The organism is Pseudomonas sp. 210_17 TE3656, assembly GCF_054821965.1.
On record NZ_JBTRBC010000001.1, the window covers coordinates 185520 to 199763 of the forward strand.

The following is a 14244-nucleotide window of genomic DNA, read 5'->3' on the forward strand; positions in this document are numbered from 1 at the left end:
CGTCTAAAAACCGCGCAGCTTTGTTATTATTCCGCAACTTTTGTTTTCGCCCGACCAGGTAGTCCTATGTCTGACCGCAGCGCTCGTTTCCAAGCACTTCAGCAAGCACTCAAAGAGCGCATCCTGATTCTCGATGGCGGCATGGGTACTATGATCCAAAGCTACCGCCTAGAGGAACACGACTATCGTGGCACGCGCTTCGCCGACTGGCCAAGCGATGTCAAAGGCAACAACGACCTGCTGCTGCTCTCGCGCCCGGATGTCATCGCCGCCATCGAGAAGGCCTATCTGGACGCTGGCGCCGATATTCTTGAAACCAACACCTTCAACGCCACGCAGATTTCCCAGGCCGACTACGGCATGGAAGCGCTGGTGTATGAGCTGAACGTGCAAGGCGCGCGCATCGCCCGCCAGGTCGCCGATGCCAAGACTCTGGAAACTCCGGACAAGCCGCGCTTCGTTGCCGGCGTGCTCGGCCCGACCAGCCGTACCTGCTCGATCTCTCCGGACGTCAACGACCCCGGCTACCGCAACGTCACTTTCGACCTGCTGGTAGAAAACTACATCGAGGCTACCCGCGGCCTGATCGAGGGCGGCGCCGACCTGATCCTGATCGAGACCATCTTCGACACCCTCAACGCCAAGGCAGCGATCTTTGCCGTGCAGCAGGTGTTCGAGGAAGACGGCGTCGAATTGCCGATCATGATTTCCGGGACCATCACCGACGCCTCCGGCCGCACCCTGTCCGGGCAGACCACCGAAGCCTTCTGGAACTCGGTGCGCCATGCCAACCCGATCTCGGTGGGCCTGAACTGTGCACTCGGCGCCAAGGATCTGCGACCGTACCTGGAAGAGTTGTCGGACAAGGCCGGCACCCATGTGTCTGCGCACCCGAACGCCGGCCTGCCAAACGCCTTCGGTGAATACGATGAAACCCCGGCCGAGATGGCGGTGGTGGTCGAGGAGTTCGCCGCCAGCGGTTTCCTCAACATCATCGGCGGTTGCTGCGGCACCACCCCGGGGCATATCCAGGCGATTGCCGAAGCGGTGGCCAAGCACCCGCCACGGGCCATTCCGGACATCCCCAAGGCCTGTCGCCTGTCGGGTCTTGAGCCGTTCACCATCGATCGCAACTCGCTGTTCGTCAACGTTGGCGAGCGCACCAACATCACCGGTTCCGCCAAGTTCGCCAGGCTGATCCGCGAAGAGAACTACACCGAAGCACTGGAAGTCGCCCTGCAGCAGGTCGAGGCCGGTGCCCAGGTGATCGACATCAACATGGACGAAGGGATGCTCGATTCCCAGGCGGCCATGGTCAAGTTCCTCAACCTGATCGCCGGTGAGCCGGACATCTCGCGCGTACCGATCATGATCGACTCCTCCAAGTGGGAAGTGATCGAAGCCGGCCTCAAGTGCATCCAGGGCAAGGGCATCGTCAACTCGATCTCGATGAAAGAAGGTGTCGAGGCCTTCAAGCATCACGCCAAGCTGTGCAAGCGCTACGGCGCCGCGGTGGTGGTGATGGCCTTCGACGAAGTCGGCCAGGCCGACACCGCCGCGCGCAAGCGCGAGATCTGCCAGCGCAGCTACGACATTCTGGTCAATGAAGTGGGCTTCCCGCCGGAAGACATCATCTTCGACCCGAACATCTTCGCCGTGGCTACCGGCATCGAAGAGCACAACAACTACGCCGTCGACTTCATTGAAGCCTGCGCCTACATTCGCGATCACCTGCCCTATGCGCTGACCTCGGGCGGGGTGTCCAACGTGTCGTTCTCGTTCCGCGGCAACAACCCGGTGCGCGAGGCGATTCACTCGGTGTTCCTCTACCACGCGATCCAGAATGGCCTGACCATGGGGATCGTCAACGCCGGCCAGCTGGAGATCTACGACGAGATCCCGCCGGCCCTGCGCGAGAAAGTCGAGGACGTGGTGCTCAACCGCACCCCGGAAGGCACCGATGCCCTGCTGGCGATTGCCGACGACTACAAGGGCGGCGGCGCGGTCAAGGAAGTCGAAAACGAAGAGTGGCGTTCGCTGCCGGTCGGCAAGCGCCTGGAACACGCGCTGGTCAAAGGCATCACCGCCTTTATCGTCGAAGACACCGAGGAGTGCCGCCAGCAGTGCGCACGCCCGATCGAAGTCATCGAAGGCCCGCTGATGAGCGGCATGAACGTGGTCGGTGACCTGTTCGGCGCCGGCAAGATGTTCCTGCCCCAGGTGGTCAAGTCCGCGCGGGTGATGAAGCAGGCGGTAGCCCACCTGATTCCGTTCATCGAGCTGGAAAAAGGCGACAAGCCCGAAGCCAAGGGCAAGATCCTCATGGCCACGGTCAAAGGCGACGTGCACGACATCGGCAAGAACATCGTCGGCGTGGTGCTCGGTTGCAACGGTTACGACATCGTTGACCTCGGCGTGATGGTCCCGGCCGAGAAGATCCTGCAAACCGCCCGCGAGCAGAAATGCGACATCATTGGCCTGTCCGGCCTGATCACCCCGTCGCTGGACGAGATGGTCCACGTCGCCCGTGAAATGCAGCGCCAGGACTTCCACCTGCCGCTGATGATCGGTGGCGCGACCACTTCCAAGGCGCACACGGCTGTGAAAATCGAGCCCAAGTACAGCAATGACGCGGTGGTCTACGTCACTGACGCCTCGCGTGCAGTGGGCGTTGCCACACAATTGCTGTCCAAGGAACTCAAGCCGGGCTTTGTCGAGAAAACCCGTCAGGATTACATCGAAGTACGCGAGCGCACCGCCAACCGCAGCGCCCGCACCGAGCGCCTGAGCTACGAGCAGTCGATTGCGGCCAAGCCGAAATATGACTGGGCCGGTTATCAGCCGGCAGTGCCGAGCTTTACCGGGGTCAAGGTCCTGGAGAACATCGACCTCAAGGTGCTGGCCGAATACATCGACTGGACGCCGTTCTTCATCTCCTGGGACCTGGCCGGCAAGTACCCGCGCATCCTCACCGACGAAGTGGTCGGCGAAGCGGCCACTGCGCTGTTCAAGGATGCCCAGGAAATGCTCGCCAAGCTGATCGACGAGAAGCTGATCAGCGCCCGGGCGGTGTTCGGTTTCTGGCCGGCCAACCAGGTCAACCACGACGACATCGAAGTCTATGGTGCCGACGGCCAGCCGCTGGCCCAGCTCCACCACCTGCGCCAGCAGACCATCAAGCCGGACAACAAGCCGAACTTCTCCCTCGCCGACTTCGTCGCGCCAAAGGAAACCGGCATCACTGACTATGTCGGCGGTTTCATCACCACCGCAGGCATCGGTGCCGAAGAAGTGGCCAAGGCTTACCAGGACAAGGGCGACGACTACAACTCGATCATGGTCAAAGCCCTCGCCGACCGTCTGGCCGAAGCCTGCGCCGAATGGCTGCACGAACAGGTGCGTAAAGACTACTGGGGTTACGCCAAGGACGAGCACCTGAACAACGAAGCGCTGATCAAGGAGCAGTACTCGGGTATCCGCCCTGCCCCGGGCTACCCGGCCTGCCCGGACCACACCGAGAAGGAAACCCTGTTCCGCCTGCTCGATGGCACCGCCATCGGCGAAACCGGCCCCAGCGGCGTATTCCTCACCGAGCACTTCGCCATGTTCCCGGCGGCGGCGGTCAGCGGCTGGTACTTCGCTCATCCGCAGGCGCAGTACTTTGCCGTGGGCAAGGTCGACAAGGATCAGGTGCAGAGCTACACCGCGCGTAAAGGCCAGGACTTGAGCGTGAGTGAGCGCTGGTTGGCGCCTAATCTTGGGTATGACAATTAAGTAGCGGCGGCATCATCGCCGGCAAGGCCGGCTCCCACAAAAAATCTGGAGCAGTCCAATCTGTGGGAGCCGGCCTTGCCGGCGATGGGGCCAGTACGGTCTACACTAGTGGGGATGCCCTATACCCAGGAGCCCCTCATGGACGACCCAGCCCAAGGCAAACCCCCAACTTTCTGGCAGATGCTGCAAAGCATTCTGGCGGCGGCGTTCGGCGTGCAAAGCGGCAAGAACCGCGCCCGCGACTTCACCTACGGCAAGGCCAGCCATTTCATTGCGCTGGGCACCGTCTTCACCTTGATCTTCATTCTGGTACTGGTGGGGCTGGTGCAACTGGCCATGCACCTCACCGCGCGCTGAAACGCAATCCGCCCGCAGATGTCCATTCTGCGGGCGGTTCATGATTGCCCATCGCGTGATATTACTGGTGGCTGACCCAATACACCGCGGTCACAACAACCAGGACGATCAGACAGAGTATCGCCCAGGCATCGACACTGCTGTCACTCTTACCCGCTTTGGTCGAGTTTCCCATTGCATTGCCTCTTATTGGTGGTTATGGGAATGCATGTCACCCGTAGCAGTAAAGTCCAGCAATGCCCTTTGCTCAAGCAGGGCTATTTCAATATTTGACCGGTGCACTGAGGAATGGATAGCGGTACTCGGCAGGATGGCCCTGAGCGCTGAAACGGTTGAAGTCCAGCCCGTAGTCGGCCTGACCGTGAAGACTCAACCAGCGCCGGGCACGTACCGGATCAATCAACTGCAGCACCGGCACCTGGTGATCGCGTTGTCCATCCCGATCAATTGGCAGATTCAGCGCATCATCGTGCAGCAACACCATGGCCCAGCCACCCAGAGAGAAGTGCCCGCCCATCAGCACGCTGAGACGGCCGTCGATTCGCGCCTGCAGTGCTTGCGGGGAGCTGTTGACGGCACTGAACAGGACATCCTTGCCGGGCGTGCGGCCGGCTTCGACAAACGCCTGCATGGCACCAAAGGCCATCTCGTCGTTGGCCGACCAGACCAGTTCGATCTTCGGGTAGCGCTTCAACAATTGCTGCGCCTGCTCATAAGCCCGTTGCTGACCCCAGCCGCCATACACCACCTGACGCAAGCGTACTTGCGGATGTTCGGCCAGGGCCCGGCGCATACCCTGCTCGCGCAACTGCGCGGCGGGAGTGGTCTTGAGGCCGGAAAACGCCAGCAGCTCGATCGGTCGCTGCGAGCCGTCGCGCAGGTGCAGGGCAATCAGCTCCTTGAGCATCTGGTAGCCGGCCTGTTCATCGTTACCCACCAACGTGCCAAGCATTGGCGGGTACTTGTCCGGGTTAGCGCGAATCAACTCGGCCTGGTCTTGGGTCAGACCGTTATTGACCAGAAACAGCTTGACCCCGCTCCCCCGTGACAAGCGAATGATTTCGGGAGCCACGTACTGCTCATTGACCAGCACCAGATAATCAGGACGCTGCTTGCCTTCAAGCACTTGCCGCGCCTGATTCAGCGCCAGTTGCGGTTGCCGCTCACTGTATTCGATGCGCAACTGCATGCCCAGATCCTTGGCGGCGGCCTGCATGAAGTTCGAATAGCTGACCCAGAAGGTTTCGTTGGAATAGCCCGGATTGAGAAAAACCACCGACGCGGCCTGCGCGCTGGCAGCCAGCGGCAGACTCAGGCACAGGCTTTGGCACAAGGCCTTGAGCATGCGGATTCGCTCCTGCTATTCAAACCATTGATTATAAACACCGCAGAGGGTCGAACGGCGAAATGCCAGTCAGTCTCACTTAGTCCGAATGGTTCTTTTCATATGCAAAAACATCACTTTTGCGCATAAACGCAAACTGCTATCTTTCCTTCGCTCCGTTTAGGGAGTGCGCGGCCGTGCGCGCGATTAGCTGCAAGCAGCTTGAGAACAGGACCCCTATGTACGTATACGACGAGTACGATCAGCGGATCATCGAGGACCGCGTAAAGCAGTTCCGTGATCAGACCCGCCGCTACCTGGCCGGTGAGCTGAGCGAAGAAGAGTTCCGCCCCCTGCGCCTGCAAAATGGCCTCTATATCCAACGTTTTGCCCCGATGTTGCGGGTCGCCGTGCCTTATGGCCAGCTGACTTCGCGCCAGACTCGGATGCTGGCGAAGATCGCGCGCGACTACGACAAGGGCTATGCCCACATCAGCACCCGGCAGAACGTGCAGTACAACTGGCCTGCCCTGGAAGACATCCCGGAAATTCTGGCTGAGCTGGCCACCGTGCAGATGCACGCGATCCAGACCAGCGGCAACTGCCTGCGCAACGTCACCACCGACCAGTTCGCCGGTGTCGCTGCCGATGAAGTGATCGACCCACGCCCATGGTGTGAGATCGTTCGCCAGTGGACCACCTTCCACCCCGAATTCGCTTACCTGCCACGCAAGTTCAAAATTGCGATCAACGGCTCGAGCAGCGACCGTGCGGCCATCGAAGTGCACGACATCGGCCTGGAGCCGGTGTACAACGCCGCCGGCGAACTGGGTTTCCGTGTCCTGGTCGGTGGCGGCCTGGGCCGCACCCCGGTGGTCGGTGCCTTCATCAATGAGTTCCTGCCGTGGCAGGACCTGCTCAGCTATCTGGACGCGATCCTGCGGGTATACAACCGCTATGGCCGTCGCGACAACAAGTACAAGGCGCGGATCAAGATCCTGGTCAAAGCGCTCACGCCTGAAGTCTTCGCCGAGAAGGTCGAGGCCGAAATGGTCCACTTGCGCGGCGGCAGCAGCACGCTGACCGAAGCCGAAGTGCAGCGCGTGGCCAAGCACTTCGTCGACCCGGACTACAAGGCGCTGGACAACCTCGACTTCAGCGAACTCGAGCAACAGCACCCAGGCTTTGCCCGCTGGCGCACCCGCAACGTCCTGGCGCACAAAAAGCCTGGCTACGTTGCCGTGACCCTGTCGCTCAAGCCTACCGGCGTCGCCCCTGGCGACCTGACCGACAAACAGCTCGATGCCGTCGCCGATCTTGCCGAGCGCTACAGCTTCGGCCAGCTGCGCACCTCTCACGAGCAGAACATCATCCTCGCCGATGTCGAGCAGAGCCAGCTGCACGCCCTGTGGCTGGAGCTGCGTGAAAACGGTTTCGCCACGCCGAACATCGGCCTGCTGACCGACATCATCTGCTGCCCGGGTGGCGATTTCTGCTCGCTGGCCAACGCCAAGTCGATCCCGATTGCCGAAGCCATCCAGCGCCGTTTCGACGACCTGGACTACCTGTTCGACATCGGCGAACTGGACCTGAACATCTCCGGCTGCATGAACGCCTGTGGTCACCACCACGTCGGCCACATCGGCATTCTCGGGGTGGACAAGAAAGGCGAAGAGTTCTACCAGGTCTCCCTCGGTGGCAGCGCCAGCCGCGACGCCAGCCTGGGCAAGATCCTCGGCCCTTCCTTTGCCCAGGACGCCATGCCGGATGTGATCGAGAAGCTGATTGACGTCTACGTTGAAAAACGTACCGAAGACGAGCGTTTCATCGACACCTACCAGCGTATTGGCATCGACCCTTTCAAGGAACGCGTCTATGCAGCGAATCATTAAGAACAACGAAATCGTCGACGAAACCTGGCACCTGCTGCCCAAGGACTTCAACATCGACGAAGTGACCAACTGCGACGACTACATCGTGCCATTGCAGTTGTGGCGTGAACACGGCCATATGCTCAAGGCCCGCGACGGCGGCCTGGGCGTATGGCTGGATGCCGACGAAGAGGCCGAAGAGATCGGCCACGTCGCCAACGAGTTCCAGGTTATCGCCCTGAACTTCCCGGCCTTCACTGACGGGCGCAACTACTCCAATGCGCGTCTGCTGCGTGATCGCTACAAGTTCACCGGTGAGCTGCGCGCCATTGGCGACGTGCTGCGCGACCAGCTGTTCTACATGAAACGCTGCGGTTTCGACGCCTTCGCCCTGCGGGCCGACAAAGACCCGGTTGAAGCGCTGGAAAGTCTCAAGGACTTCTCGGTGACCTACCAGGCCGCAACCGACGAACCGCAACCGCTGTTCCGTCGCCGCTGAACAAACTAGGCCCCGCATGCGGGGCCTAGTTTTTTTGTCACACCTCAGGCTCAACCTCTGTAGCCCGTGTCAACTTCAGTATCAGCGCGTCCTCGGCAACTTTCCTGGCGCTTTTCAGAGCGTTGCTCGCCTGTTGGTACTGCCCATCGTTGATTACAATCTTTTGCAACGTACCCTCTGCGTTCATGGGTTCTGCGCCCAACACAGTGCGCAGGAACGTCAACACCTCACTATCGAGCGCTTCAGGTCCCTCGTTGAACGCACCAACGCAGAAGTCCAGGTACTCCTGCCCCTCGGCCCACATCACCCGGAAACTATCGAATTGCGACGCGTAGCGCTGCTCCAGGTACCGCGTCCAATTGATATCCTCGACCATCCATACCTGCCGGTTGGCGACCGTATCACTCGCCAAGACAGCACTTTTAACCCGCTGTACCGTCTGCGGCGACAGATTGGCAAAGTCCTGATAAAGCATGCCGCTGGAAGGCTCCGGATAATCCAGCCCACTCGCCAGCTGCTGGCGCAAGGCCAGTCGAATTTCAATGTCGTCGACTTCGTTACGCCTCAACATGGCATCAGTGATGTCATCCAGCGGATCCAGTGGGGTCAGCGCACTGTTCGACAGCAAGGCTCGACGCCGCTGCTTGCGAGCCAATGACAGTACATCGGCCATGCGCTGGACTTCATGGCGACGAAACAACTGTTTGTACAAAGCCAGCAACTCGGCACCGCGCTCAGCAGTGATGGCTTCCTGGCTTCGTTCAAACACCAGTACTGCAATTTCCAGGGCGCTGAAAGCATCGGCACCGGCATCGCCACAGGTAACCGGAAAAGCTTCGGCAATTTCGAGCAGTTCCTCTCTTAGCTGCGTGTGATCCGAGGCAAGCTGGAGCATTGACCACACCCGCTCGCGCACATCCGCCCCATTGCGTTGGAACTCCCTGGACAAGGCCAGCCGGTCAAGCATTTCACGCAGTGCCTTGTGCCCGTCATTCTGGAACAGGTCGTGCCAGAGGTCGCGTTGCGCCTGAGCTGCGCCCCGCAGCCAGGGATCTTCAGGTTGTACGGGTACGGCAATTTCAGGCTGTACTTGTACGACGATTTCAGGCTCGAACCCTACCCTGATTACTTCCAGGCGGGCGATGCTCGCGGCGTCCAGCCGATTGAAGTTCAGATTCAACCCCTGCGCAGCATGTGAATTGTCGCGCAGACCAGCGCCAAAACGCGTGGCGGCCAGGTCCGGCAACGCCTCGATCTGGTTGCGACTGAGGTCGACTATTCGCAGCTCATAGGGATTCTGGTTCATCAGCGTGGTCAACTCGGCGGGCCATTCACTTAACCCGCACCTCTGAAGTTCCAAATGCCGCAGTTGCAAAAGGTTGCCAAGCTCGGGAAAGCGCCTCAAGTGGTTGCCGCTTAACCTCAAACGCTGCAGGCGGACAAACCTTGAGAAGACCTGGGCACCTGCTTCATCCAGCTCCAGCCCGGTCCTGCTCAAATCCAGCTCCTGCAGGGGTAAACGAGCCAGGGCTGCCAAGCCTTCGCTAGTCAAATTCACCGGGTTGTAACGCAAGCTCAGATGGCTCAATGCAGGCAAACTGGCCAGCGTTTCCAGCGCCGCATCCGGGATACTACCCAGTCCGCTGCTTTGCAACTCCAGCCGCTGCAGGTTTACCAATGGCCTCAACGCCTCAAATATCGTATCGCTGCTGATCAGCTGGGTCTCTCTCAAACTCAAATAGCGCAGGCCAGTCAATGCGCTGATATCAGGCGGAATAACCCCCAACGGATTACCTTCCAACGACAGGTTTTGCAGCCTGGGAAAGCACTCCAGGAACACCGTGGGCATTTGCTGCAGGTTCATTCGGCTCATGTTCAAACTTCGGATATGCTCGAAGCGCGCCGTCAATACAGGAAGATGCCCAGTATCCCGCTCTTGCAGATTCAACTCCGATCTTCGGTCACCACCTAGTCGACGCCAGGCGTCCACCAATTGCCCCCTGGTTCTTGCGCGAGCAACACGCTGAAAGGGACCTGCACTGGCCTCGACCCACTCATCAAGGGTTGCCTGGAGTACTCTTCGTTCGGTCTCAAGCCTGAGAACAACATCTTCCAACGTCTCGTTGCGCGGCTGATAGGAGCGAATGAGCTCGTCAAGCTCCGCGCTCTCCAACCTCGGGAACATTGACCTGAGCTTTGCCTTGAGGACCAAATTTCGCCCTAATCCGCCCAAGGGATACCCAACACGGCCATCAGCCAGGCGCAAGGGTGAGCGAAACCAGGGTCTGATAGGCTGCTGGCCGAGCAGTTTCGCCGCCCTCGCGCGATCTTCCACAGCAAGCGAATACAAGCTGGAGCGCAACGCTTGCGTGGCATGGATATCGAGTTTCAGCGCCCTTCGCTCGCTATCGGGCAAGGCCTTGAGCAAGGAGACGATAATGTCCTGATCCTTGCTCAGTTCAAGCCCTTGAGCGTCAAAGACGGTATAGCGCTCCCCCTGGCGCACTAATGTTTTAAGCTCGCCCCCCGCCTCGCCGACACTAGCCAGCTCGTCGCCAGACAACTTGCCTTTGCGCATCTCCAGACGAACCGTACCGGTCCAGCCCGGCAGCTCAGTCAACAGCCCCAAGGCTAGACGATCGCTATTCAGCGTTGTCAGGGTGGCTTCATGCACCCCCTGTATTGCCCGACTCAGGACAATCTGGCGTTGATACTTCCGGGCCTCTTCGGCCAGACGCAACGGCACACGACCATCACTGGCTTGCAACTGCAGGCGTTCTGCGGCGTCAGCGGCCTGTACGATCTCCAGCGCAGCAGCGTCAGTCAGCGTGGGAAAGTCGCGCAACAGACGTTCCTGTTCAACGGAGCGAGGCGTGGGTTGATGCTCGTACATAATCTTGAAAATATTGGCACGACGTTTTATCGCCTGATCTGCAATCAGTGTACGCAAAACCTCCAGTCGCTTATCTGTCTCGACACTCGACCCGAACAGTTCGAGGGCTTCGGTCTCGTTCAAGTCCGCCAACACCTTTTCAGCCAGCTTGTTGGCGTATAACTCGTTTTTCGATATGCGAATCGCACGACCGTTAGGCCATTGCGTGGCACCATAGCGAACAGGCGCTTTGTCCGGAGTGATCTCGTCATAGACCTCGATCACCCGTTGCGGCCAGCGAGGCAACTTCTGGCTCAGGCTTGGCTCCAGGCCCAGACCGTGCACGCCGGGCACACCCTTCTTCAAGCTTTCGATTAGGCGGGTTACCCGACGGTCAATCTGAAAACGCTTTAGTGTTTCTTTGAGCAATGGCGGCACCGGTAACTGATCCAGGTGCATGCGTCGCAAAACATCATCGTCAACGCCACTGATGCGCACGGCCTGCTCAAGCACCTCAGCAGGTAATCCCTCTGCTGCAACGCCAATACGGCTGAGCAGTTTTTCATGGCTCCATTGCAGCGGTTGCTCACCGACAGCTTGCCAGGTGCCCTCCTGGTTATGCTTGAGGGCCGGCTGATAAGCATCGGGGTCATCCGGGTGGCGGATCGACCAGGCACCGTCAGCGTCTTCGAATACTTCGAAAACCTGCCCGTCGATGCGGATGTAGGATTTGCCATCAAGGCGGTACACCCCCTTGTCATTCGGGGCGATGTCTGTCAGTTCGACTTTGCGGGCATAGGGCGTCAGGTCAGGCGTCCACAAGCGCTGCTTGCCGTTGGGCAAGGTGACACGTATCAGGCTGTCCACACGCTCGCTTGCCTGCAACGGCGCGGCAACATGGCCTGCGGCACCCAAGCCGACCGCCAGGACGACATTCAGTGCCACCGACTCAAAATGGGCCAACGCTTCATCCAGCTCGTCGGCCTCCCAGGCATGGGCCCCGTCGACAATTTCTTTGACCAGTTGCCCAGCGGCGACCGCCGCCATGACTGTGTCGAGCACAGGCACAAAGAACGCAGCGGCATTGAGCGCGTTGAAACCAATGTTTTCCCAGTAAGCCAGGCGTTGCTTCTTCGCCGCCTCATCGACCTCCGCACTGGGCACGGCAAGGTCGCGGGCATTGGCCTTGATTCGTTTGAGCAGTTGGTCTTGTACATAGCCAAACAACTCACTTTCAATCGCCACATCACGCAGGTGCAGATTGGCCTTCGGTTTGAGTTGGCCGCCGGCATCAAGGCTGCGGTCATACAGCGCCTCATCAAGTAGCTTGAAGAAATGCTCTTGCTCATGCCTGGGCACAAAGGTACGAAACAGCTCCAGGTAAGCAGACGTCAGCAGGTTTGTTCGCAGGTCCTGCTTGAACGCTGCCACTGAGGCGTACTCTTTGAGCGGGTACAGCGGTGCGCCTGGCAAGTAGACGACAATCGGCTCGACCTTGTCGCTGGTAACCCGATTGGCACTGAACACCAGTACGCCATCAAGCGCTGACTGGAACATGCTCAGCGATTGGCAGATGACCGGTTCGCCATGCAGAAGCGGAGCTCGCTCGCCATTGAGCAAGTCGTTGAACATCTTCTGAACCGAGTCAGAAATTTCGCCCTTCATCACCGCTGTTTGCACAACAAGGCGCAAATTGTCCTTGTAGGCGTTGATCGACAGCGTACGAACGGTGGCCTTAGACGAAGCGGCCTCGAACACTTCACTCAAGTGCGTCTGATACTTGCCGCCCAGATCCAGCTCATGACACAAGGTGGCAAAGCGCGCGGGTTCGATGTCCAGCTGACGGGTATAGCGGTATTGAAAGCGCGGGTAAGCACCTTCTTGCCCAGGTGCCAGCTCCAGCAGAAAATCTCCCTTGGCGGCCAAGGCACTGCCCGGCAGAAATTCGCTGTCGGCGGCAAAATTCTGCATTGCCGCCTGAAGCAGGCTTTGCTGGCGTGGTTTGTTCCGCAGCATGCTACCCAGCAGTACAGACTCTTGATGAATCTCCACCAGTTCGGTGGTGTTGACGTCGAGTTCGACATCCAGGTCGGCTTTCAGTTTGTCCTTGAGCAAGGGCTCGGCGAAGGCGCCCAGGCCCTGAAAGTTTTTCAATGCCATGGCCAAATCGCGCACTGAGCGACGGCTGCTTTGCTGGGCGTCAAGCAACGCCTGGCGTGCCTCTTCGCTTGCATCAAAAAACCAGGCGCTGGAACCGGAGGGATTCAACTGGGCCGGACGCTGGCTTTCGCGCCAGCGCTTGAGGTCGGCGACAGTGGCATGCTTGAGCCAGTCCGGCAGGCGGTCGACTAAAAAGCGGCCATGCAGGCCAGGGACCGAGATTGATTGAGAAGTCAGCATAGGGGGGCTCCCGTGGTCAGTTGGACCCGCAGGAAACCCGAGTTCCCCCTATGCCGTGGTGTTACATATTGCTCAACGCCACTGGCCGAGCTTGCTCCAGAGCCCGAGCAAAGTGTTTTCGATCGAACCGCTGGCCGCCAGCCCTACCCGCTCCTGCAGGCTTTTGCGTTCGGCATAGTGCAAGTGGTACAGATTCGCCTCACGTGCGCGGTCGCCCAGGTACTCGTCACTGGTCTTGAGCTCGTCAATCAGCTGCTTGTTCAGTGCGGCGACGCCCAACCACACTTCACCGGTGGCCACATCGTCGATATGCAGCTGCGGGCGATAGCGCGAGACGAAATCCTTGAACAGCTGGTGGGTGACGTCCAGGTCTTCCTGGAATTTTTCCCGACCCTTTTCTGTGTTTTCGCCAAACACCGTCACGGTGCGCTTGTATTCGCCGGCAGTGAACACTTCGAAATCGACGTCATGCTTTTTCAGCAGGCGGTTGACGTTAGGCAACTGCGCCACCACGCCGATCGAACCGAGAATGGCAAAAGGCGCACTGACGATCCTGTCGCCAATGCAGGCCATCATGTAGCCGCCACTGGCCGCAAACTTGTCGATACAGACGGTCAGCGGAATGCCCGCCTGACGAATACGTGCCAACTGCGAAGCGGCCAGACCGTAGCTGTGAACCATGCCACCGCCGCTCTCCAGGCGCAGCACCACTTCATCGCGCGGCGTCGCCAGACTCAGCACGGCGGTGATCTCGTGACGCAGGCTTTCAGTGGCCGAAGCCTTGATGTCACCGTCAAAATCGAGCACGAACACCCGCGGTTTGTCTTCGGGGGTTTTCTTCTGCTGCTTTTGCGCCTTGGCCTGCTGCTTGCGCAGGGCCTTGAGCTGGGCTTTGTCCAGCAGGCTGCTTTCCAGGCGCTCGCGCAAGTCCTTGTAGAACTCGTTGAGCTTGTTGACCTGCAACTGGCCACCCGCCTTGCGCCGGCCTTTGCCACGCAAACCGGCAATCGCCGAAAGAACAACCAGAATCGCGATCACCAGGGTCGCGGTCTTGGCGAGAAAGCTTGCGTACTCTGCAAGAAACTCCACAGTAACTCCTTAACATGCCGGCGCCCGAACGGCGCGAACCGATAGTCAAGCATACCGA

General features: G+C 59.5%; 7 protein-coding genes. 4 read left to right on the plus strand and 3 right to left on the minus strand.

Translation table 11 applies throughout. From position 1 onward, the window contains the following. Nucleotides 1-66: 66 nt before the first annotated feature. Nucleotides 67-3774: a methionine synthase gene (metH, locus tag ACVI9W_RS00910; RefSeq protein ID WP_461528870.1), complete on the plus strand. Its 3708-nt coding sequence runs from the start codon at nucleotides 67-69 to the stop codon at nucleotides 3772-3774. 138 nt (nucleotides 3775-3912) lie between these two features. Beyond that, nucleotides 3913-4131, plus strand: coding sequence for a DUF2970 domain-containing protein (locus ACVI9W_RS00915; RefSeq protein WP_038611512.1), 219 nt, complete (start codon nucleotides 3913-3915; stop codon nucleotides 4129-4131). Nucleotides 4132-4393: 262 nt separating this feature from the next. Here ACVI9W_RS00915 and ACVI9W_RS00920 read toward each other — a convergent pair whose 3' ends face one another. Beyond that, the gene (locus ACVI9W_RS00920) at nucleotides 4394-5476 is read right to left on the minus strand and encodes an ABC transporter substrate-binding protein (protein WP_461528871.1); all 1083 of its coding nucleotides are present in this window, start codon (nucleotides 5474-5476) and stop codon (nucleotides 4394-4396) included. Between the two features lie 218 nt (nucleotides 5477-5694). Here ACVI9W_RS00920 and ACVI9W_RS00925 point away from each other — a divergent pair, with 218 nt between their 5' ends. Further along, nucleotides 5695-7347 (plus strand): nitrite/sulfite reductase, encoded by a 1653-nt coding sequence (locus tag ACVI9W_RS00925; RefSeq protein WP_461528872.1) that lies wholly within the window; start codon nucleotides 5695-5697, stop codon nucleotides 7345-7347. Continuing rightward, entirely contained in the window at nucleotides 7331-7825 is a 495-nt protein-coding gene (locus ACVI9W_RS00930; RefSeq protein ID WP_038611520.1) for a DUF934 domain-containing protein, read from the plus strand. The genes ACVI9W_RS00925 and ACVI9W_RS00930 overlap by 17 nt, the downstream gene beginning before the upstream one ends. A gap of 37 nt (nucleotides 7826-7862) precedes the next feature. Here ACVI9W_RS00930 and ACVI9W_RS00935 read toward each other — a convergent pair whose 3' ends face one another. Both ACVI9W_RS00935 and sohB read right to left on the minus strand, forming a co-directional pair. Next, a complete protein-coding gene (locus ACVI9W_RS00935) occupies nucleotides 7863-12965 on the minus strand; it encodes an NEL-type E3 ubiquitin ligase domain-containing protein (protein ID WP_461528873.1) in 5103 nt (1700 codons plus the stop codon). Nucleotides 12966-13169: 204 nt separating this feature from the next. Continuing rightward, complete coding sequence (sohB, locus tag ACVI9W_RS00940; protein ID WP_461528874.1) at nucleotides 13170-14186, minus strand: protease SohB; 1017 nt, start codon at nucleotides 14184-14186, stop codon at nucleotides 13170-13172. Nucleotides 14187-14244: the final 58 nt, after the last annotated feature.

Bases quoted from the DNA above. Each gene is read 5' to 3' on its own strand.
- metH (WP_461528870.1), top strand. From the start codon at position 67: ATGTCTGACCGCAGCGCTCGTTTCCAAGCACTTCAGCAAGCACTCAAA.
- ACVI9W_RS00930 (WP_038611520.1), top strand. From the start codon at position 7,331: ATGCAGCGAATCATTAAGAACAACGAAATCGTCGACGAAACCTGGCAC.
- ACVI9W_RS00920 (WP_461528871.1), bottom strand. From the start codon at position 5,476: ATGCTCAAGGCCTTGTGCCAAAGCCTGTGCCTGAGTCTGCCGCTGGCT.
- ACVI9W_RS00915 (WP_038611512.1), top strand. From the start codon at position 3,913: ATGGACGACCCAGCCCAAGGCAAACCCCCAACTTTCTGGCAGATGCTG.
- ACVI9W_RS00925 (WP_461528872.1), top strand. From the start codon at position 5,695: ATGTACGTATACGACGAGTACGATCAGCGGATCATCGAGGACCGCGTA.